This is a genomic window from Nonomuraea dietziae (genome assembly GCF_014195505.1).
In the GTDB taxonomy this organism is placed as follows: Bacteria; Actinomycetota; Actinomycetes; order Streptosporangiales; family Streptosporangiaceae; genus Nonomuraea; species Nonomuraea roseola.
In genome coordinates this window covers 1,871,651-1,889,873 of record NZ_JACIBV010000001.1, presented here as the reverse complement: position 1 = coordinate 1,889,873, position 18,223 = coordinate 1,871,651, and the positions used below count along the sequence as shown (strand labels likewise).

16 protein-coding genes are annotated in these 18,223 nt (G+C 71.2%); 10 read left to right on the top strand and 6 right to left on the bottom strand.

Annotated features, from left to right (window positions below):
* The first annotated feature begins 53 nt into the window (after positions 1 to 53).
* Positions 54 to 503 (top strand): NUDIX domain-containing protein, encoded by a 450-nt coding sequence (locus tag FHR33_RS09185; RefSeq protein ID WP_183645533.1) that lies wholly within the window; start codon positions 54 to 56, stop codon positions 501 to 503.
* Between the two features lie 6 nt (positions 504 to 509).
* Here the strand turns inward: FHR33_RS09185 and FHR33_RS09180 are convergent, their stop codons facing one another.
* Positions 510 to 761: a hypothetical protein gene (locus FHR33_RS09180; protein ID WP_183645532.1), complete on the bottom strand. Its 252-nt coding sequence runs from the start codon at positions 759 to 761 to the stop codon at positions 510 to 512.
* Between the two features lie 259 nt (positions 762 to 1,020).
* On the opposite strand from FHR33_RS09180, the gene FHR33_RS09175 reads away from it, so the two are divergent.
* The 4 genes from FHR33_RS09175 (at position 1,021) to FHR33_RS52495 (ending at position 8,107) form a co-directional block, all read left to right on the top strand.
* Positions 1,021 to 2,451 (top strand): VMAP-C domain-containing protein, encoded by a 1,431-nt coding sequence (locus FHR33_RS09175; RefSeq protein ID WP_183645531.1) that lies wholly within the window; start codon positions 1,021 to 1,023, stop codon positions 2,449 to 2,451.
* Positions 2,452 to 2,527: 76 nt separating this feature from the next.
* Positions 2,528 to 3,577, top strand: coding sequence for an AAA family ATPase (locus FHR33_RS09170; RefSeq protein WP_183645530.1), 1,050 nt, complete (start codon positions 2,528 to 2,530; stop codon positions 3,575 to 3,577).
* Positions 3,574 to 7,782, top strand: coding sequence for an FxSxx-COOH system tetratricopeptide repeat protein (gene fxsT / locus FHR33_RS52500; protein ID WP_183645529.1), 4,209 nt, complete (start codon positions 3,574 to 3,576; stop codon positions 7,780 to 7,782). Before FHR33_RS09170 ends, fxsT begins: the two co-directional genes overlap by 4 nt.
* Positions 7,733 to 8,107: a DUF397 domain-containing protein gene (locus FHR33_RS52495; RefSeq protein WP_312895432.1), complete on the top strand. Its 375-nt coding sequence runs from the start codon at positions 7,733 to 7,735 to the stop codon at positions 8,105 to 8,107. The genes fxsT and FHR33_RS52495 overlap by 50 nt, the downstream gene beginning before the upstream one ends.
* On the opposite strand, the gene FHR33_RS09155 is transcribed toward FHR33_RS52495, so the two are convergent.
* A complete protein-coding gene (locus FHR33_RS09155) occupies positions 8,093 to 8,284 on the bottom strand; it encodes a DUF397 domain-containing protein (RefSeq protein WP_183645527.1) in 192 nt (63 codons plus the stop codon). The two genes, FHR33_RS52495 and FHR33_RS09155, sit on opposite strands and share 15 nt — an antisense overlap.
* Before the next feature lie 117 nt (positions 8,285 to 8,401).
* On the opposite strand from FHR33_RS09155, the gene FHR33_RS09150 reads away from it, so the two are divergent.
* Positions 8,402 to 8,641: a DUF397 domain-containing protein gene (locus FHR33_RS09150; RefSeq protein ID WP_246451717.1), complete on the top strand. Its 240-nt coding sequence runs from the start codon at positions 8,402 to 8,404 to the stop codon at positions 8,639 to 8,641.
* Here FHR33_RS09150 and FHR33_RS09145 read toward each other — a convergent pair.
* Positions 8,629 to 9,717, bottom strand: coding sequence for a phosphorylase family protein (locus tag FHR33_RS09145; protein WP_183645526.1), 1,089 nt, complete (start codon positions 9,715 to 9,717; stop codon positions 8,629 to 8,631). The two genes, FHR33_RS09150 and FHR33_RS09145, sit on opposite strands and share 13 nt — an antisense overlap.
* A 77-nt stretch (positions 9,718 to 9,794) precedes the next feature.
* Between FHR33_RS09145 and FHR33_RS09140 the strand changes: the two genes are divergently transcribed.
* Entirely contained in the window at positions 9,795 to 10,460 is a 666-nt protein-coding gene (locus tag FHR33_RS09140) for a DUF5919 domain-containing protein (RefSeq protein ID WP_183645525.1), read from the top strand.
* A gap of 29 nt (positions 10,461 to 10,489) precedes the next feature.
* A complete protein-coding gene (locus FHR33_RS09135) occupies positions 10,490 to 11,350 on the top strand; it encodes an alpha/beta fold hydrolase (protein WP_183645524.1) in 861 nt (286 codons plus the stop codon).
* Between the two features lie 23 nt (positions 11,351 to 11,373).
* Here the strand turns inward: FHR33_RS09135 and FHR33_RS09130 are convergent, their stop codons facing one another.
* Positions 11,374 to 12,885, bottom strand: coding sequence for an MFS transporter (locus FHR33_RS09130; protein ID WP_183645523.1), 1,512 nt, complete (start codon positions 12,883 to 12,885; stop codon positions 11,374 to 11,376).
* Between the two features lie 86 nt (positions 12,886 to 12,971).
* On the opposite strand from FHR33_RS09130, the gene FHR33_RS09125 reads away from it, so the two are divergent.
* Positions 12,972 to 16,262, top strand: coding sequence for an AfsR/SARP family transcriptional regulator (locus FHR33_RS09125; RefSeq protein ID WP_183645522.1), 3,291 nt, complete (start codon positions 12,972 to 12,974; stop codon positions 16,260 to 16,262).
* Between the two features lie 44 nt (positions 16,263 to 16,306).
* Here FHR33_RS09125 and FHR33_RS09120 read toward each other — a convergent pair whose 3' ends face one another.
* Complete coding sequence (locus FHR33_RS09120) at positions 16,307 to 16,801, bottom strand: FBP domain-containing protein (RefSeq protein ID WP_183645521.1); 495 nt, start codon at positions 16,799 to 16,801, stop codon at positions 16,307 to 16,309.
* 84 nt (positions 16,802 to 16,885) lie between these two features.
* On the opposite strand from FHR33_RS09120, the gene FHR33_RS09115 reads away from it, so the two are divergent.
* The gene (locus FHR33_RS09115) at positions 16,886 to 17,458 is read left to right on the top strand and encodes a TetR/AcrR family transcriptional regulator (RefSeq protein WP_183645520.1); all 573 of its coding nucleotides are present in this window, start codon (positions 16,886 to 16,888) and stop codon (positions 17,456 to 17,458) included.
* A gap of 12 nt (positions 17,459 to 17,470) precedes the next feature.
* Here FHR33_RS09115 and FHR33_RS09110 read toward each other — a convergent pair whose 3' ends face one another.
* Positions 17,471 to 18,148 (bottom strand): HxlR-like winged helix-turn-helix transcriptional regulator, encoded by a 678-nt coding sequence (locus tag FHR33_RS09110; protein WP_183645519.1) that lies wholly within the window; start codon positions 18,146 to 18,148, stop codon positions 17,471 to 17,473.
* Positions 18,149 to 18,223 lie beyond the last annotated feature (75 nt).

Below are 18,223 nucleotides of genomic sequence, written 5' to 3'. Positions count from 1 at the left end.
CGGAGCTCCCCGAGCCGCGGCGCCACCTCTTGAGAAGCGGAAGGATCATCCCCATGAGCGACCAGCGGCCCGGCGCCGACCAGGTGCGCAGGACGCCCAGCGTCTCCTGCGTCTTCCTCTGCCACGACGGCCGTGGCCGGGTGCTCCTGGCCCGACGCGGCACCGGCGCGCGGGACGAGCCCGGCACCTGGGACTGCGGCGCGGGAGCTCTGGAGTACGGGGAGTCGTTCGAGGCGGCCGTCGCCAGGGAGGTGGCCGAGGAGTACGTGACCCGTCCGCTGGAGATCGAGACCATCGGCGTGCGCAACGTCCTGAGGGAGGAGCCCGCCTCTCACTGGGTCGCGGTGATCTTCGCGGTCAGGGTCGACCCCGCCGAGGCCGCCATCGGCGAACCGCACAAGTTCGACGAGCTGGGCTGGTTCTCTCCCGACGCGTTGCCGTCCCCTCTGCACTCGCAGCTCGCCGAGAGCATCAAGCTCTTCCGCGCGTGGCAGGAGGCGTGAAGCGTCCTACGCCCTGATCCCGTTCACCGCCAGGGCGATCAGGACGACTGTCACCCCGCCGACCAGGACCATGCTCCAGAGCGCCGCCCAAGCCGCCGATTTGGCGTCCGGCACCCTTCCCGCCGCGGCCGCGGCGTCCTTGACCGCCTTTCCCCATCCTCGCCAGGTGTCGAGCGCGCGCTGAAATCGGCGTCCGACGACGAAGAGGACCATCGCGATCACAATGATGAGAAGGACCCGGCCGTCCGCGCTGTCCATAGACGTACTCCCTGGATGGCTTCTCTTGCCGTAAAAATACGACAGGTAATGCGACCAGGCCAGAGCCGGATGGGGCGGCCCTGACCCGGGCTGTTGGTTATGGGTGAGTTGTCCCAGTTCGAAGGATGCTGGTCACCGGCTTGCTGCGCCGATCAGACGGCCGTTGGCGGGGATTGTCTTGACCACTAGTGGAAATGCTTGTGCGATTTAGTAGAATCACGGCAATTTAATCGGTGAAGGTGCGCAGCGGGGGAGAAGCGTGGCGAATCTCGGCGATCACATGGCGGTCGCCAGAGTGCTTGCCTCGATACCTCAGCTGGAACCCGCCGATCTGGTCGACGCGGTAGTCGCCGAGATGGGCTCGGCCGGGCTCGACGTCCCCTACTCCGCCAAGCGGAAGGTGCATTTCCTCAACATCGCCCTGCACTGCCTGGCGAGCGAGCAGGCGCGCGGCGCCCTGGTGCGGGCGGTCGAGTTCTTCGCCGCGGGGCTCCCGCAGGTGGAGCAGATCAGGAGGCTCGCAGGACTGGCCGACAGCCTCCTCGAGCCGGAGGACGAGCGGCGGATCGAGGAGTTGCTCAGGCGCTGCGAGGCCGGCGACCTGCGCGCCCTCTACCAGGTGGTCACCGAGGGCAAGGGCGCCGTCTGCCCGGTGGGGCTGACCAGCGCGTGGGAGATGTTCGAGTTCCTGCTCGACGTCAACGGCAGGCCCGGCTGGCTGGCGCCGCACCTGCGCTTCGTGGCGCTGCTGCGGGGACGGCTGGTGCACCAGGAACCGGCGAACGACCCCGAGCTGAAGGACGAGCTGGGCAGATGGCTCTACCGCCAGCGGGACCTGCTGCGGGAGCTCGACGACGTGGCCGCGACCGAACTGGAACTCCTGTTGCGCCAGCCGCCGCCCTTCCAGACCCGTACCGACCTGCCGGTCTGCCTCATCGTCGAGATCGACAGGTCGCCCGTGCCCGACGACGGCACCGACCCGCATCGCGTCACGCACTGGACACAGGCCGACCAGTCGCGCTGGAGCCCGGTACGCGGCGAGGACGTCGAGCTGCCCTCCGCCCGGCTCGGGGACTACGTGGTGGAACTGGTCCTGAAGGCGGAGGAGGAGTGGACGTCCGGCGGCCCCTTGCTGCTGGAGTTCATGCTCGCGCCCGATCTGGTCAATCTGGCCGTGGATCGCTGGCCCCGCCAGATCAGCCAGAACCTGCCGCCGCGCGCGCTCGGCCAGGACTACGAGGTGGTGCTGCGCAGCGACGCGCGCCTGCGCCCGCGCCACCGCCACCGGCACTGGCGCGACAGGTGGGACAGGTTCATGCGGGGCGAGGGCGGCACCCATGTGATCCCGCTGGAGGAGGCCGAACTCGGCGCCGTGCACGACGACCTGATACGGGGTTGTCACCTGGTGGCCTGCGTGCTTTCGGCGCCGCCCGACCATCCGCTGGGGCGTGCCCAACTGGAGGCCGCTATCGACGCCGGACTGCCGATTGTCCTCTGGTGTCGCGATGTAGCATCGAATGTCGAATTTCGGGAGATTGTCCACGACGTCGTCCAACCGGTCAAACTCAAGAAACTCCCGGAGAGCATCCTTCAATTGCGCAGTTCAGCGGCTTGTGAGAGCGTCGCCCTCCTTTGGGACGATCCCGACAGGCCAATTCCGCCTGTCCCGCATCTCAGGGTTGCGCGGTAGATTAATCAAGGGGATGCTTCAGAAGAGCCCAATTTCATGCGCCGCGCCGTGTATCCGAGTGAGGAAACATCCACAGATGAGCGTGGAAACACCACATGGGGACGGTGAGTTCGCAGCCATCCCCCAGGGGTGGCTCCTCTACCGAGGCACGGGACGGCCGCTACAGGACATCTCCCTGCGGCACGCCCTGCCGGCGCCACCCCCCTGGCGTACCTTCACCGGCGGCCAGGTGATCGACCCTCCGGCGGAAGACCTCGAGGAGCTCGACCGCAGGCTCGGCAGGGTCGACACGCTTCCCGTGCGCAGGCCCGACCCGCAGGAGGTCATCGCGGTCAACGCCGCGCTCTGCCTGCGTCGTCCGCTGCTGGTCACGGGGCCGCCCGGCGTGGGCAAGTCCACCCTGGCCTACCAGGTGAGCCGAGAGCTGCACCTCGGCCCCGTCCTGCGCTGGCCCGTCAACAGCCGCAGCACCCTGCGCTCCGGACTGTACGACTACGACGCGGTCGCCCGGGTCCAGGACGCGCGGGTGGCCGGCAGCGAGCCGAGCATCGGCAAGTACGTTCAGCTCGGGCCGCTGGGAACGGCGCTGCTGCCCTACGAGCTGCCGCGGGTGCTGCTGATCGACGAGTTCGACAAGGGCGACGCCGACCTCGCCAACGACCTGCTCGACGTCGTGGAGGAGGGCGGCTTCCAGATCAGGGAGCTGTTCCGGGCCCGCTCGGGGCGGCCCGAGGTCGTCCACACCGCCGACGCGGGCCGGACCGCCGCGATCAGCGAGGGCGCCGTGACCTGCAGGGCCTTCCCCTTCATCGTCATCACCAGCAACGGAGAGCGCGAGTTCCCTCCCGCCTTCCTGCGCAGGTGCATCAGGCTCGAGATGCCGGAGCCCAGCGCCGAACGGCTGGCCGAGCTGGTCGTGGCGCACTTCGGCCAGGACGCCGAGCCGTACAAGGACCGGATCATCCAGGAGTTCCTCGACTACCGCACGCGCAACTCCGTGGCCGCCGACCAGCTCCTCAACGCGCTGCACCTGGTCATCACCGGCCAGGACGGCTGGAGCGAGCAGTTCTACAAACAGGTGCTCGACGTGGTGCTACGACGGCTTGACGAGGCAGGCGTGGGGTGAGCAGGTCGGCAGGTCAATCGCCACTCGGCCGCGAGGGCGCGCCGCACTGGCAGGAGGCCGCCGACCTTCTCTGGCTCGCCGCCCATGCCGTCGCGGGCCGGACGGGGGAGCTGCCGTCAGCTCCCAGCCGAGCCAGGCAGGACCCGCCAGGACCCGCCGAGGCGCCGCCCGGCCACCAGGCGCCGCCGGCGCAGGGCGCCGACACCGACGTGACCGGGGGCGAGGCCGCGGGCTCCGGCATGCCGTTCGCGGTGACGCTGGAGCCGGCGGTCCATGAGGTGGTCGGCGAGCGGGCCGACCTCACCGTCTCCGAACCCAGGCGACGTCGCGCGGTCAGTCAGGCCATGCGCGCCTTCCGGCGGCTGGTCGAGTCACCGCACGGCGCGGCCGAGGTCGACGAGGAGGCCACGGCCGAACAGGCGGCGGGCGACGACCTCTGGCTGCCGGTGTTCGCGCCCGCGAGGGAGCGCCTGCTCGAACTCGACGTGGTGATCGACGACGGCCGCTTCGCGATCCTGCACAGGGCCGCCGCCAACAGGTTCGCGGCGGCCTTCACCGACGTCGCGGCCTTTCGGGTGATCCGGACGCATCTCCTCGACGCCGACGTGGAACGGGAGTCCGAGCTGAGGCTGCGCACAGGGCGAGCCGATGCTCCCGCGACCCCCGCCTCGGCGCTGGCGCTGCCGGGCCGTACCGGGCGCAGGCTCATCGTCGTCCTCACCGACGGCATCGGCGACGCCTGGCACACCGGGGCCGCCCACAGGATGCTGGCTCGCTGGGGTGAGAACAACGCGGTGGTCGTGGTTCATCTGCTGCCCGCGCGGCTGTGGCGGCGCACGGGCATCGCGCCGGAGCGGGCCGAGCTGCGCAACACCAAGCCCGCCGCCGCCGCCGTCGAGTACGGCTCGGCCGTGCCGCCGGGAATGGTGCCGGTGCCGGTCATCGGGACGGCGGCCGGTCAGGTGAAGGGCTGGGCCGAGTTCGTCATGGGCAGCCGCGCCCGCTGGTCCTGCGGGGTTCTGGCCTGCTCCTCCGCCGAGACCGACCATGAGTCGCGGGAGCCGGAGGAGGACGCCTCGGCCGAGGAGCGGGTCTGGCGGTTCCGCATGGGCGTCTCGCCTGTCGCCTTCGAGCTGGCCGTGCACCTGGCCGCCGCGCCGCTGACCATGTCGGTGATGCGGCTGGTGCAGCGCAAGCTGGTGCCCCATGCCAGCGACGCGCACCTGGCCGAGGTCCTGGGCAGCGATCTGATCCGGCGGGCGGACTCAGGGGAGACGCCGCTCAGCGTGCCGTACGACTTCGTGCCGGGGGTGCGGGCGGAGCTGTTGCAGGCCGGCAGGCGTTCGGAGACGGCCGAGGTGCTGGTCGCGGTCGTCGACCACCTGGGCCAGGAGGTGGACGAGTTACGCGGTCTGCGCGACATGATCGTCTCGCCGGGCAGCGCGTCCGTGCCCGACCTGCCGCGCGAGCTGTCACCACTCGTCGAGCCCACCGTGTCGGCCCTGGAGGCGATGGCAGGGCGCTACACCGTGCCCGCGCGGCGGATCAGGGATGCCTTTCGTGGCCATGAAGGCACGAGTGAGCCGGCGCTGGCGGGGCACGCCTCCAGCCGCGATCTTCCTCGCCCTGAGGACACCGTCTACCCGCATGTCGTAAAAGATCCATCGCCGCCTGACCCGTTTGGAGTAACCATCAACATGAGCGCCGTACCGCTGGCAGCCAAGCGTGAGTCCCACGAGCCGACGCCGGTGTGGAACGTCCCGCAGAAGAACGTGAGCTTCACCGGCCGCGAGGAGATGCTGGCGCTGCTGCACGAGCGGTTGTCGGCGGGGACCACGGCGGTGCTTCCCGAGGCGCTGCACGGCCTGGGCGGCGTGGGCAAGTCGCAGATCGCCATTGAGTACTGCTATCGCCATCAGGACAAGTACGACCTCATCTGGTGGATACCCTCCGAACGGCTGACCATGGTGCGCCAGGCCTTCGTGGACCTGGCCGTCCACCTCGACCTGAACGTCACCGAGCCGAACGTGGCCGTTCCCGCGGTGAAGGAGGCCCTGCGGCTGGGCCGCCCCTACGCCGACTGGCTGCTGGTCTTCGACAACGCCGAGAACGTGGACGAGATCAGGAAGTTCTTCCCGACCAACGGTCCGGGGAAGATCATGGTGACCTCCCGTTCGCGCGACTGGTTCTCCTACGCCGCTCCGCTCGAGGTCGACGTCTTCACCCGCGAGGAGAGCCGCGAGCTGCTGCGCCTGCGCGGGCCCGAGCTGAGCGACCAGGACGCCGACGAGATCTCCAGCCGTCTGGGCGACCTGCCGCTGGCGATCGAGCAGGCCGCGGTCTGGCTGTCGGAGACGGGCATGCCGACCTCGGAGTACCTCCAGCTCTTCGACGAGCACAGCACCGAACTGCTACAGGTCGAGGGCGCCGAGGTGCCGGTGGCGGCGGCCTGGAACGTCTCCTTCGACCGGCTGAGGGAGAGCCACCCCGCGGCCCTGCAGCTCCTGCAGGTGTGCGCCTTCCTCGCGCCCGAGCCGATCCCGAGGTCGCTGCTGACCAGCAGCCGCGACATGGAGGGGCCGCCCGAGCTGCTGCAGGCGCTGCGCGACCCGATCGCGCTCAGCCGTACCACCCGTGCGATCAACCAGTACGCGCTCGCCAAGCTGAACTACCGCGACAACACCATCTCGCTGCACCGGCTGGTGCAGCGCGTGGTGACCAGCCAGCTGTCGGACGACGACCGGATGCTGTTCCGCCACTGCGGCCATCTGATGCTGGCCAACGCCGACCCCAAGGCGCCGGGCAACCGGGCGCGCTGGCCGGAGTACCACGCGCTCTTCCCGCACGTCTTCGCCTCCAAGCTGGAGGAGTGCACCGACCCGTGGGCCAGGGAGCTCTTCCTCAACCTCATCGACTTCCTCTATCTGTGGGGCGACCACAACGGCTTCATCTCGATGGCGCAACGCGCCGTCGACACCTGGAGCGAGAACCTGGGGCCCGAGCACGACGCCACGCTCGCCGCCGAGCTGCGTCTGGGGCGCGCGCTGCGCCTGTTCGCCGACTTCCATGCGGCCTACCGCCACCACCTGCACGCGCGTGACGCGCTGCGCGACAGGCTCGGCCCCGACCATGAGCGCACGCTGGAGGCGCAGGGCTATCTGGGCGCGGACCTGCGCTACCTGGGCCGCTTCGACGAGGCGCTGGAGATCGACCGCCAGGCGTACGAGACGCTGCGCCGCCGCTTCGGCCCCGACGACCCGCTCACCCTCGAACAGGCCCACCTGCTGGCCATCGACTACCGGCTGACCGGCGACCCCGTCAGGGCCCGGGAGCTGGACGAGGACACCTACCGCAGGAAGCAGGAGGTGCTCGGGCCCGACAACCTCAGCACCATCAGCTCGCGCGTCGCTCTGACGGTCGACATCATGGAGTGCGGCCACTACCTGGAGGCGCGCAATCTCCAGGAGATCCACACCAACGAGATGCGCCGCCGCTTCCAGAACTCCCACCCCGGCACCATGGACGCCATCGGGCTGCTGTCGGTGATGAGCCGCAAGGCGGGCAGGCAGGACGAGGCGCTCAAGCTCTCGGAGGAGGCGATGTCGCTGTTCAGGGCCCGCTACGGCGAGAAGGCCCAGACCACGGTGGCCATCACCCTCAACCACGCGATCAACCTGCGCCACATCGGCGACCTGACGCAGTCGGTCGAGCTCGGCCTGCGGGCCAAGCAGCTCTACGAGGAGATCTTCGGGCCCGACCACGCCAACTCGCCCACCGCGGCGGTCAACGTCGCGGTCGGGCTGCGGCTGATGGGCCGGGTGGAGGAGGCGAGGGATCTGGATCGCCAGGCCTTGGAGGACCTCACCAGGCTGCTGGGGGCCGAGCATCCCCGCACGCTCATCTGCGCGATCAACTACGCCAGCGACCTGTACGAGCTGGGCGAGCACGAGCAGGCGCTGGAGCTGGACCGGCGCACCCTCGAACAACTGCGTGAGGGACAGGGCGCCGACCATCCGACCGCGCTGGCCTGCGCGTTCAATCTCAGCATGGACCTACAGGCGGTCGGCAGGGAGGCGGAGGCGGCCACGCTGCTGTCGGAGACGCTGGCCGGCTACCGGCGGGTGCTGGGCGAAGACCATCCCGCGATCAAGTCTCGTGGCCAAGGAAAGCGGGCAAACTGCGATATCTACCCAATCTCCGTGTAGCGGGTGCTGTAAGAGCCAAAAGCGGACAGCGTGGTCCCGTTGCCAACAGGTTCCACAAAGAACCCGGGAGTATTGCGACGTGAGTGAGAGTGCTGAGTTCCCCTGGCGTAAAAGCACGTGGAGCGATGGGACAGGCGGTGGGTGCGTGAGCGTCGCCCATCTCGGCAACGGCTGCGCGATCAGGGACAGCAAGGATCCCGGCCCCTATCTTCTGGTGTCGTTAGGTTCGTGGCGGGCCTTTATCGAGGGGATCAGACGGGGGCAGTTCGAGCCGGTAAAGGACGGGGCGCCGCCACAGCGCCCCCTCCGCTCAGATGGGGCGTGAGCCGATCGAGCCCACGAAGGCGGCCCAGGCTTCACGGGAGAAGCTGAGGTGCGGGCCGCCGGGGTTCTTGGAGTCGCGGACCCCCATCCGGTCGCCGAGCTCCGCCACTTCGACACAGGTGCCGAACTCCTGTTCGGTGCTGTAGCTGCTCTTGCGCCATGCGGGTGCGTCGTGCATGTTGCTCCCTCCGTAACTCTGGAACGTGATTACCCGGCTACTCTACAGAGAGAAAGTGTGCCGGTTGCCGGCATGGCATTTCCATATAAATCAGGATCTTTGTCATAAGATGCGACTATGTTGCCAAGCAAGCCGAAAGCGGCAGATTTCGACCTTTCGTCTGTTGTATGGATGAGGAGCGAAGCCGGGCAGACAATTGAGGATCCGGTGGAAATCGCCTTCGTTGGGGAAAATATCCTTATGCGCAACGGCGGCGACAAGGACAGCGCGATCCTGGTCTTCACCCACGCCGAATGGGACGCCTTCGTCGCCGGCGCCCTCGACGGCGAGTTCGACTACGACGGTCAGGGGCGGTAGTGCTCGATCGCCTCCGCCAGAGCGCGTAAGGGGGAGGAGTCCGGGCCCTCCAGCCGCTCCAGAACCTCCAGCAGGTCGGCCAGTCCCGTGGGGTAGGTGCCGCAGACGCTCGCCAGGCTCAGCAGGGCGTGGCGCGTCCGCGTGTCACGCTTCACCAACCCCTCCACGGGCGGGCCGAGCAGCCGCAGGACCTCGTCGCGGTCCTGCGGGGTCTGCAACGACGAGACTCGTTCCATCGCCGTCACGAGGTCCAGGAGCGAAAGCGGGCGGTGCTGCGTGCTCGCAGGCGAGGAGGAAGGGGGCAGCACGTCCAGCAGAGCCCGTACGTACGCGGCGGCCGCCAGCGACGCGGCCGGGTGCCACAGGTCGGACTTGGCGGCGTCGCCATAGTCGCTGACGCCCCGCACCGCCAGGCAGTCGCGGCCGTCGAGCGCCGCGCCGACGGCCACGCCCGCCGCCTCCATCTCGATGGCCAGCAGATCCTCCCGCCGCGCGAGCTCGTCCCTGCGCCGCGCGCTGCGCAGCAGCTCGTCGCCGCTGCCGATCCTGCCGTGGAAGACCTGCCAGTCGCGCTCCGACGGCGGACGCGCGTACAGCGGCGAGGGCGGCGGGCTGGCCCGCTCGCGCCAGGGGTGCCGGCCGCGCAACGACGCCGCACGCAGCTCGTTCACCCCGCGCAGCAGCCGGGGCGCCGCCACCAGTGTCGCGCCTCTGGTCCTGACGCCCTCGTCGGTCACCCTGACATGGCTGTAATGGACCACGCCGGCGCTGCCCACCACGACGTCACCGAGCCGGACGTCCCGCTCGGGGTCGCCGGGCCTGGGCACGCCCAGCGCGATCCCGCACATGATCACGGTCTCGACCCCGGGGAAGCTGCGCACCAGATGCGCGCACGCGTGGGCGGCCGCGCTGTTGCCCGTGGTGGTCAGCACGGTGGTCACCACAGGGCCGCACGGCAGCTCGGCCCGCACGTACTGGTTGGTGTCACCGGCAGGCGCCCGGACCTTCCGCACCTCACCCAGCACGTGCAGGAGGGCGACCGACTCCACGGGCAGGGCGGTGATGACGCCGATCATAAGGTCCCACCCTAGACCTGGTACGGCGCGGCAGATCACGATATGTCCTGGGAACCGGCGGCGGGCGAGGGAGCGACATGCAGGAACTGGTCATCGGGGTCGTCAGCTCATTGATCGCGACCGTGCTCACGGTCGCGGCAGGCTGGTTCGGCCTGTCCTGGCCGCGACGGCTGCTCCTTCGCCTGCTGTCGCGGATGTCGGGGGTGGGCGTGCTGCGCTCCTATCCCAAGCAGTCGGCGGCCAACGCCGACCTGGCGGCCGACCTTCGAGCGGCCCGCTGGATCAAGGTGCTCACGGGACGCGGCAACGAGCTGGCCCGCGACAGCTTCCAGGAGGCCTGGCGGCCGGGCAACCCGCGCCTGGAGTCGACCCGCGTCCTGCTTCCCGACCCCGCGGACGCGGGAGGGTGGCTGCGGGCGAGGGAGGACGAGGTGCGCCGCCTGGATCCGGGGATCGAGAGCGGGCTGCTGGCCAAGCAGGTCTCGGCGAACATCGACTACGTCTCGGCGGTGGCCACGAAGAACGCCTCGGTGGAGTTACGGCTGTTCGACGCGCCGCACAACTGCCGGGTCATCCTCACCGACCGGCTGGCGTACTTCACCCCGTACCTGCAGGAGACCCACGGGCGCAATTCACCGTGTCTGGTCTTCAGGAACGGCAGCGCGATGTACGACTACCTGCTGCGCCTGTTCGACGGGTTGTGGCAGGCGGGGGCCGGGGCTCCGCCGGAGCTCCGCGAGTAGCAGGGCCGTTCGGGGGAACGGCGGAGAGGATGTTCGAGGATTTCATCGACGAGCACGTCGACGTGGGCGAAGCCAGGCTGCGGGTACGGCACGGCGGATCAGGCGCCCCCGTGCTGCTCCTGCACGGGCATCCCCGCGCCCACGCCACCTGGCACCGTGTCGCCCCGCTGCTCGCCGCCGACTTCACCGTCGTCTGCCCCGACCTGCGCGGCTACGGCCAGTCGTCCAAGCCGCCCAGCACCCCTGACCACGAGCCCTACTCCAAGCGGGCCATGGCAGGCGACTGCGTCCGGTTGATGCGGGCCCTCGGCCACGAGCGCTTCGCCGTCGTCGGCCACGACCGCGGCGCCTACGTGGCCCAGCGCCTGGGACTGGACCATCCCGAGGCCGTGACCCACGTCGCCGTGCTCGACGTGGTGCCGATCGGTGAGGCGCTCGCGCGCTGCGACGCGGGTTTCGCGAGCGCCTGGTGGCACTGGTTCTTCCTCGGCCAGACGGCCAAGCCCGCCGAGCGGGTGATCAACGCCGACCCGGACGCCTGGTACGGCCTCACCCCCGAGGTGATGGGGCAGGAGGCGTACGACGACCTGCGCGCGGCGCTCCACGATCCGGAGACCGTCCACGCCATGTGCGAGGACTACCGGGCGGGGCTGGGCCTCGACCGGGCCGCCGACGACGCCGACCGCGCCGCCGGCCGCACGATCGCCTGTCCCCTCCTCGCGCTCTGGGCGACAGGGGACGACATGGAGGATCTCTACGGCGACGTGCTCGCCGTCTGGCGGGGCTGGGCGGAGAACGTGGACGGCGGCCCGATCGAGAGCGGGCACCACATGGCGGAGGAGGCCCCTGACCAGCTGGCCGCCAGGCTGCGGCTCTTCCTGAAGGGCTGACTCGACGGCGCCCCTGCCACCGCCTACGCGCCAGGACGGCCCGCCGTCACGGCGTCCTGCCGCCCGGCCGGCGGCGTGGCCTCGGTGGGGGGCAGGTGCCTGAGCGCCGTCGCCGCCAGCACAGCCAGCCCCGCGGCCAGGATGGCGCTGATCGCGGCGACCGCGCCGAACCCGGCCCCGAACGCGGCCCTGGTGGCCTCCATCAGCTCCTGACCCGCCGCCCCCGGTAGGCTCCGGGCCGCCGCCATCGCCTCCTCCAGCGTCGCGCCGGCACCCGCGGCACGGAAGATCGCCGTCCCGACGGTCCCCAGGGTGGCCACGCCGAGCGCCACGCCCAGCTCCATGCTCGTCTCCGACAGCGCGGCGGCCGCGCCGGCCCTGTCGGGAGCCGCCGCTCCCACGACCAGGTCGGTCCCGAGCGCCATCATCGGGCCGACGCCGGCGTACACGACGACGAATCCGGCCACCACCAGGGGCAGGCTTCCCGCCACGGCCAGCAGCCCGTAGCCGAGCGCCGAGACGGCCAGCGCGACCGCCACGACGTGCGCGGGGCGAACGCGGCGCACGAGGATCGGCGCCAGCATCGAGGTGACGATCATCACGAGCGCGGCGGGCAGCAGCCACAGGCCCGCCTCGAAGGGCGACAGGTTCGCCACCGTCTGCACGTACTGCGTGACGAACAGGTACGTGCCGCCGATGGTGACCAGACCGATCAGGAGGATCACCAGGGCGACGGTGAATCCGCGTCCTGCGAACAGGCGCGGGTCCAGCAGCGGATCGGCGAGGCGGTGCTGCCGCCGTACGAACAGGACACCCATCACCGAGCCGAGCACCAGCGCGAGAACCGGCGCCACCGCCGGACCGCCCTCGGCGAGCTGCTTGAGGCCGTAGACGACCGGCAGCACGGCGGCCAGCGACAGCGCGACGCTCGCGGGGTCCACGCCTCCGGCGGCGCGATCACGGTACTCCGGCAGCAGCAGCGGGCCCGCCAGCAGCAGCAACGCCATGACCGGCACGTTGACGAGGAACGCCGATCCCCACCAGAACCACTCCAGCAGCAGGCCGCCGATCAGCGGACCGGCGGCCAGCCCCACGGAGAGGGAGGTCGCCCACACGCCGATCGCCAGCCCCCGCTGTCTGGCGTCCTTGAACATGTTGCTGATCAACGCCAGCGTCGACGGCATCAGGGTGGCGCCCGCCACTCCGAGCAGCGCCCGCGCGGCGATCAGCAGCTCGGCGGACGGGGCGTACGCGGCGGCCACCGAGGCCACGCCGAACGCGGCCGCGCCCAGCATGAGCAGTCTCCTGCGGCCGATCCGGTCACCGAGCGAACCCATCGCGATCAGGAAGCCGGCGATCATGAAGCCGTAGACGTCGATGATCCACAGGGTCTCGGTGGCGTCGGGTCGCAGCTCGGCGCTCAGGTGAGGCAGCGCCAGGTACAGCACGGTCGCGTCCATGGAGGTCAAGATCGTCGGCAGTGCGAGGACGGCCAGTCCCAGCCAGTCTCGCAGCCGGGCGCGGTTCGATGACATGGTGTCTCCTCTCTCAGGAGCCCCACGGTGCCCGTGGCCGCTGTCGCCCGGCTGTCCCTCCGCCGTCGTCGGCTATCGTGTCCGGGGTGCGTTTCGGGGTGCTGGGGCCGCTCGCCGTCTGGACCGAGGGTGGTGACCTCGTCGCCATCCGCGAGTCCAGGGTCAGGGCGCTGCTGGCCGACCTGCTCGCCCACGACGGCGGGCCGCTCTCGCCTGATCGGTTGATCGACGACCTCTGGGGCGAGCGCCTGCCCGCGCATCCGGCCGGCGCGCTGCAGCTGAAGGTCTCCCGCCTGCGCAACGCCCTGGAGCGGGCCGAGCAGGGAGGCAGGCGCCTGCTGGAGTACGGCCCCGCCGGCTACCGGCTGCTGGCCGACCCCGAGGCGTTCGACGCCCACCGGTTCCGCCGGCTTGTCCTGCGGGCCAGGCAGGCAGGGGGAGATCCGGCCCAGGCGGCGAGCCTGTTCGCGCAGGCGCTGGCGCTGTGGCGCGGGCCCGCGCTCGCCGACTTCGCCGACGCGTCCTTCGCCCAGCCTGCGATCGCCAGGCTGGAGGAGGAACGCCTGACGGCCATGGAGGAGCACGCGCACGTACGCCTGGCGCTGGGCGAGCACGGCTCGCTGGCCGCGGAGCTGGGTGACCTGGTCTCGCGGCATCCGCTGCGCGAGCGCCTGCGCGCCGCGCACATGAGGGCCCTGTACCTGTCAGGACGGCAGAGCGAGGCGCTGGCGGCCTACGCCGGCCTGCGCGCCCGGCTGTCGGACGACCTCGGCCTCGATCCAGGCCCTGAGCTGACCGCGTTGCACGAGGCGATCCTGCGTCAGGATCCCCTCCTTCACGCGGCGGTCGTGAGCCGCGACACCGCCGTGCTGCAGGAGCGGCCGCGGACGAACCTTCCCGCACCGGTGGACGACCTGATCGGCCGCTCCGACGCGCTGCGTGAGACACGCGACCTGATGGCGTCCACCCGCCTGGTGACACTCACAGGCCCCGGCGGGGTGGGCAAGACGAGACTGGCCGTGGAGACCGCTCGCCAGGCGGCGGAGGAGTTCGCCGACGGCGCCTGGCTCGTGGAGCTGGCCGGGGTGAGCCCGGCCGCCTCCGCGGCGACGCTGGCCGAGGTGACCGCCGCCGCGCTGGGCGTCCGTGACGTCCGGGTACCGGGTTTCGGCGGTCGTGAGGTGCCTGCCGCATCCGCCGTCGGCGCGCTCGCCGACGCGTTGCGCGGCCGGCGCGCGCTGCTGGTGCTCGACAACTGCGAGCACGTGATCGACGCGGCGGCCGAGCTGGTGGAGCGACTTCTGGCCACGGCCCCCGGCCTGCGGCTGCTGGCCACGAGCAGGGAGCCTCTCGCCATCGCGGGCGAGCACCTCACGGTGGTGCCTCCGCTGGAGCTGCCGGACGCCCGGTCCGGCTTCGACGACCTCCGCCGGGCGGCCGCCGTGGAGCTCTTCGTCGCCAGGGCGCGGGCGGCGGCGCCGGAGTTCGTCCTCGAGCCGGGCGACGCCGAGGTCGTCGCCGCCGTCTGCCGCCGCCTCGACGGGCTGCCGCTGGCGCTGGAGCTGGCCGCGGCCCGGGTGCGCACCCTCGGGATCATGGAGCTGGCCCGTCGGCTGGGGGCGTGGGATCCGGAGTGGGCCGAGCAGGCCGGTGGAAGGTTCAGCGTCCTGACGGCGGGGCGGCGCGGAGCCCCCGCCAGGCAGCGCACCCTTCGCGCCGTGATCGACTGGAGCTGGGCGCTGCTGTCCGAGCCCGAACGGGCCGTGCTGCGCCGGCTGTCGGTTCATGCCGACGGCTGCGGCCTGCGGGCAGCCGAAGCGGTGAGCGCGTCACCCGGCTGGGAGGCGGCTGAGGTGGCCGAGATAGTGGGCCGGCTGGTCGACCGGTCGCTCGTCGCCGTCGGGCCCGGCCCCCGCTACCGGCTGCTGGAGTCGATCGCCGCCTACGCCGCCGAACGGCTCGACGAGGCAGGCGAGCGCGATCGCGTTCATCTGCTGCACGCTCACCACTACGTCGAGCTCGCCGAACAGGCCGAGTCTCGGCTGCGCGGACACGAGCAGGGGCAGTGGCTGCGCAGGCTGGACAGCGAGGCGGCCAACCTCCGGGTGGCGCTCGAGCGCGCCGTGCGCCTGCACGCCACCGGCCTGGCGCTACGGCTGGTCAACGCGCTGGCGTGGTACTGGGTGCTGCGCGGCAGGCTGGGCGAGGGCCGCCGAGCGTTCGCCGCGGCCCTGGCGCTGCCCGCTCCCGGCCCGCCGCACGGGGACGACTCCCTTGAACGCGCGCACACCGTGGCCCTGGCCTGGCAGGCGGCCTTCGAGCTGCTCGTCGAGGGCGTGAGGCGTCCGCTCGGACCCGTCCTCGACCTGCTCGACGGACTCGACGATCCCAGGGCCGCCGCCAGAGCCCGGTTGTTCCTCGGCTCCACCCTCTTCGCGGGGACCGGCATGAGCGACAGCGAGCATCTGGTCGCCCGCGCTCTGCGCGAGTGCACCGAGCTCGGCGACCGGTGGGGCGTGGCCGCCGCGCTCAGCGCGCGGGCCACCCAGGCGATGCTCCGCGGCGACCTCGCCGCCCTCCGGCGCGACGGCGAGCGCAGCCACGCCCTCTTCGAGGAACTCGGCGACCAGTGGGGCAGGTTGCAGGCCATCGACAGCCTCACGACGGCGGCGGAGATCGAGGGCGACTATCCGCGGGCGGGCAGGCTCAACAGCGAGGGGCTGCGCATCGCCGAGGAGCTCGGCCTGTGGACCGAGGTGTCCCAGCGCCTGTCAGGCCTGGGCCGGATCGCCCTGCTCACGGGCGATCACGAGGCGGCCGAGCGGCTGCACACCCAGGCGCTTCGGCTCGCGACCGAGCAGTCCAGCATGCCGGCCGTCCAGTTCGCCGAGTTCGGGCTGGCGCTCGGCGCTCGACGGCAGGGGCGGCTGGACGTCGCCGAGGCGCACGCGCGCCGGGTACTCGCCGCGAACCAGGCCATCGGCTACCAGCCGGGCATCGCGCTGACCCTGGCCGAGCTCGGGTTCGTGCACGAGCTGCGCGGGCAGGCCGACGCCGCGCTCGCCGTACATCTGGAGGGTCATGCCGCCGCGCGGGAGACGCGCGACGTCCGCGCTCTCGCGCTGGCCCTGGAAGGGCTCGCCGGCGCGCACGCGCTGGCGGGACGGCACAGGCTCGCCGCCGAGCTCCTCGGCACCGCCGCGCAGGCCAGGCGGTCGGTGTCCGCGCCGCTGCCGCCCGGTGAGCGCGGCGACGTGGACCGCATCACGCGGACGGTCAGGCTCGCCCTCGGTGAGCGGGCTTGCACCGCTGCCTTCGAGCGCGGTGCCCGGCGCAGGCCCGACGTCCTGCCCGAGGCCGCGACGCGGCCGGTGTAGCCGCCGCGGTTACGAGCAGGGCACCGCGGGCTCGTTCGACGTCGTCACGCGACCACCTTGTCCAGGAACCCGGCCAGGTTGCCCGCCGTCCTCTCGATCTGCTCCTCCAGCGTGAGCGACTCGTGCAGCCGCCCGCCGAGCCCGATCTCCTTCTTGCCTCGCAGGTAGAGCGAGCAGGCCAGGTCGGTGCAGATGTAGGCGCCGACCGAGTTGCCCTGCTGCCCGCTCTTGCCCGCTCTGCGCGCGGTCATCAGCGAGACGCCGTCCCCCGTGTGCATGGTCAGGCACAACGAGCACATGCTGCGCCGTACGTGACCGGCATGGGGAGAGGCCAGCCGCAGCGCCACGCCCACGAACCCGTCGCCGGACTCGGTGACCAGGTAGGCCCGCTCCGGCGCGCCCGGATCCCGCCACCCGAGGAAGTCCAGGTCCTCCCACGGCAGCGCGGCCAGGTCCTTGGGGACGGCCAGACGCTTCGCCTCCCCCTTGGTGCAGTTGACGAATGACGCGCGGATGTCGCGCTCGGTAACCTCTCTCATGGCCACGAAACTACCCTTCCTAGAGCAATGTCGCGACTGATTAAGTAGGATCCTAGAAGCTCTAGGAAACGCGAAGGGTGACGCATGACACGCGCGGGGGTGACCGCCGCACGCCTGACCGAGGCGGCGGCGGACCTGGCCGACGAGGTCGGCTTCGAGAACGTGACCGTCTCGGCGCTCGCGCGCGGCTTCGGCGTCAAGGACGCGAGCCTGTACTCACACGTCAAGAACGCGCACGAGTTGAAGGTCAGGGTGGCGGTGTTCGCCCTGGCGGAGCTCGCCGACAGGGCCGCCGCCGCGCTGGCGGGCCGTGCGGGCAAGGACGCCCTGGTGGCCTTCGCGAACGCCTACAGGGACTACGCGAAGGAGCATCCCGGCAGGTACGCGGCCATGCGCATGGAGCTCGACCCGGAGACGGCGGCCGCCAGCGCGGCGCGACGGCACTCCGAGCTGACGCGGGCGATCCTGCGCGGCTACGAGCTGCGGGAGCCCGCCCAGACGGACGCGGTGCGGCTGCTGCACAGCGCCTTCTTCGGATACGTGAGCCTGGAGACGGCCGGCGGCTTCCGCCACCACGCGCGTGAGGTGGACGCCTCCTGGTCCAGCGCCATGGACGCGCTCGACGCCCTCCTCAGGAACTGGCCTCCTGCCTCGTAGCGCCTACGAGGGTCACCCCGCGTCGTTCGGCAGGGCGGCCGGCTCCGGCAGGGGGAACAGGCGGAGGAACCGCTCGACCAGGCCCCCTGGGTCGTCGAGCACCAGGTGGCCTGCCCGCACGGCGTCCGCGACGGGCAGGTCTCCGTACAACAGCGCGCTCAGGGTGTCGGGATCGGCCGCGATCGTCGCGTCGGCCCGCTCGGTCTGCCCTCGCGCGATCCCCAGCCGCCCGCCGGCGATCTCGACCAGGAAGCGGTCCTCGCCGAGCCTGAGCGCCACGACCGCGTCGAACCCCTGCGCGGCCTCGGGGTCGAACAGCGCCTTGAGGGACAGGACGAGGGAGTCGACGCCGATCGCGGCGTCGCGCCGCAGCCTCGGTGAGCGGCTGCTCCACCGGCCGAGCCGCGTGACGATCGGCTCCAGTTCCGCACCCCACGCGGTCAGCTCGTACACCCAGGAGCCGGCGGGCGGGGCGAGCCTGCGCCGCCGGACGACGCCCGACTCGGACAGTTCGCGCAGGCGCTGGGTCAGCATGTCCGCGCTCGCTCCCGGTATCCCCGCGCGCAGGTCGGTGAAGCGCTTCGGGCCGAGGAGCAGCTCGCGAACGACCAGGAGCGCCCACCGCTCGCCGATCAGGTCGAGTCCGTGCGCCACCGCGCACCCGTCGTCGTACTTCCGCCTGCCCGCCACACCGACGAGCCTACTCGAGAGTCGGGAAGGACATCTAGTTGGTTGTTTTTCCCGACTCTTTAGTTGTACTGTCCG

What these genes read in the sequence shown, in the direction of transcription:
- FHR33_RS09185 (WP_183645533.1), top strand. Translation starts at nt 54, where the DNA reads ATGAGCGACCAGCGGCCCGGCGCCGACCAGGTGCGCAGGACGCCCAGC.
- FHR33_RS09180 (WP_183645532.1), bottom strand. Translation starts at nt 761, where the DNA reads ATGGACAGCGCGGACGGCCGGGTCCTTCTCATCATTGTGATCGCGATG.
- FHR33_RS09170 (WP_183645530.1), top strand. Translation starts at nt 2,528, where the DNA reads ATGAGCGTGGAAACACCACATGGGGACGGTGAGTTCGCAGCCATCCCC.
- FHR33_RS09155 (WP_183645527.1), bottom strand. Translation starts at nt 8,284, where the DNA reads ATGCACGACGCACCCGCATGGCGCAAGAGCAGCTACAGCACCGAACAG.
- FHR33_RS09150 (WP_246451717.1), top strand. Translation starts at nt 8,402, where the DNA reads ATGTTGCCAAGCAAGCCGAAAGCGGCAGATTTCGACCTTTCGTCTGTT.
- FHR33_RS09145 (WP_183645526.1), bottom strand. Translation starts at nt 9,717, where the DNA reads ATGATCGGCGTCATCACCGCCCTGCCCGTGGAGTCGGTCGCCCTCCTG.
- FHR33_RS09140 (WP_183645525.1), top strand. Translation starts at nt 9,795, where the DNA reads ATGCAGGAACTGGTCATCGGGGTCGTCAGCTCATTGATCGCGACCGTG.
- FHR33_RS09135 (WP_183645524.1), top strand. Translation starts at nt 10,490, where the DNA reads ATGTTCGAGGATTTCATCGACGAGCACGTCGACGTGGGCGAAGCCAGG.
- FHR33_RS09130 (WP_183645523.1), bottom strand. Translation starts at nt 12,885, where the DNA reads ATGTCATCGAACCGCGCCCGGCTGCGAGACTGGCTGGGACTGGCCGTC.
- FHR33_RS09120 (WP_183645521.1), bottom strand. Translation starts at nt 16,801, where the DNA reads ATGAGAGAGGTTACCGAGCGCGACATCCGCGCGTCATTCGTCAACTGC.
- FHR33_RS09115 (WP_183645520.1), top strand. Translation starts at nt 16,886, where the DNA reads ATGACACGCGCGGGGGTGACCGCCGCACGCCTGACCGAGGCGGCGGCG.